The following is a 1,502-nucleotide window of genomic DNA, read 5'->3' as shown; positions in this document are numbered from 1 at the left end:
GTAGTGTTTTTGCATTAGCAAGGGGATTATTAAAAGCTTATAGAAGTAGTAGAAATAGAAATACTGAAAGGAATATTTGTAATTACTCTAAAGAAAAACTGAAAACTATATAAAATACTTGCAATTCTATGACATTTTGATAGAATAGTAGAGTAAAGTTAGACTGTATTGCCTACTGTCTATCTATAAAATATATTTTATTGGAGGCTTTTCCTAAATGGCAAAAGAAAAATACGATCGTAGTAAACCACACGTTAACATTGGTACAATCGGACACGTTGACCACGGTAAAACTACTTTGACAGCTGCTATCACAACTGTATTGGCTCGTCGTCTTCCTAGCGCAGTTAACACACCAAAAGACTACGCTTCAATCGACGCTGCTCCAGAAGAACGTGAACGCGGTATCACAATCAACACTGCACACGTTGAGTACGAAACTGAAAAACGTCACTACGCTCACATCGATGCGCCAGGACACGCGGACTACGTTAAAAACATGATCACTGGTGCCGCTCAAATGGACGGTGCGATCCTTGTAGTAGCATCTACTGACGGACCAATGCCACAAACTCGTGAGCACATCCTTCTTTCACGTCAGGTTGGTGTTAAACACCTTATCGTCTTCATGAACAAAGTTGACTTGGTTGACGATGAAGAATTGCTTGAATTGGTTGAAATGGAAATCCGTGACCTTCTTTCAGAATACGATTTCCCAGGTGATGATATTCCAGTTATCCAAGGTTCAGCTCTTAAAGCTCTTGAAGGTGATTCTAAATACGAAGACATCATCATGGACTTGATGAACACTGTTGACGAATACATTCCAGAACCAGAACGTGACACTGACAAACCATTGTTGCTTCCAGTCGAAGACGTATTCTCAATCACTGGTCGTGGTACTGTTGCTTCAGGACGTATCGACCGTGGTGTTGTTCGTGTTAATGACGAAGTTGAAATCGTTGGTCTTAAAGAAGAAATCCAAAAAGCAGTTGTTACTGGTGTAGAAATGTTCCGTAAACAACTTGACGAAGGTATTGCCGGAGATAACGTCGGTGTCCTTCTTCGTGGTATCCAACGTGATGAAATTGAACGTGGTCAAGTATTGGCTGCACCTGGTTCAATCAACCCACACACTAAATTCAAAGGTGAAGTTTACATCCTTTCTAAAGAAGAAGGTGGACGTCACACTCCATTCTTCAACAACTACCGTCCACAGTTCTACTTCCGTACAACTGACGTAACAGGTTCAATCGAACTTCCTGCAGGTACTGAAATGGTTATGCCTGGTGATAACGTGACTATCGACGTTGAGTTGATCCACCCAATCGCCGTTGAAAAAGGTACAACATTCTCTATCCGTGAAGGTGGACGTACTGTTGGTTCAGGTATCGTATCTGAAATCGAAGCTTAATTAATATTAAGTTCCCAATACAATTATTCGTCAGACAATAATTGAGAGAGTCGAATTTACTCGGCTCTTTTTGGTTTTTAAAAATATC

Annotated in this window: 1 protein-coding gene; it reads left to right on the top strand. The window is 40.6% G+C overall.

Annotated features, from left to right (window positions below; all coding sequences use genetic code 11):
- Positions 1 to 217 precede the first annotated feature (217 nt).
- Positions 218 to 1,414, top strand: coding sequence for an elongation factor Tu (gene tuf / locus HMPREF9425_RS06810; RefSeq protein WP_003095670.1), 1,197 nt, complete (start codon positions 218 to 220; stop codon positions 1,412 to 1,414).
- The last annotated feature ends 88 nt before the right edge of the window (positions 1,415 to 1,502 follow it).

It is taken from the genome of Streptococcus vestibularis ATCC 49124 (assembly GCF_000188295.1).
Lineage (GTDB): Bacteria > Bacillota > Bacilli > Lactobacillales > Streptococcaceae > Streptococcus > Streptococcus vestibularis.
This window is presented reverse-complemented; position numbering and strand designations above follow the sequence as displayed.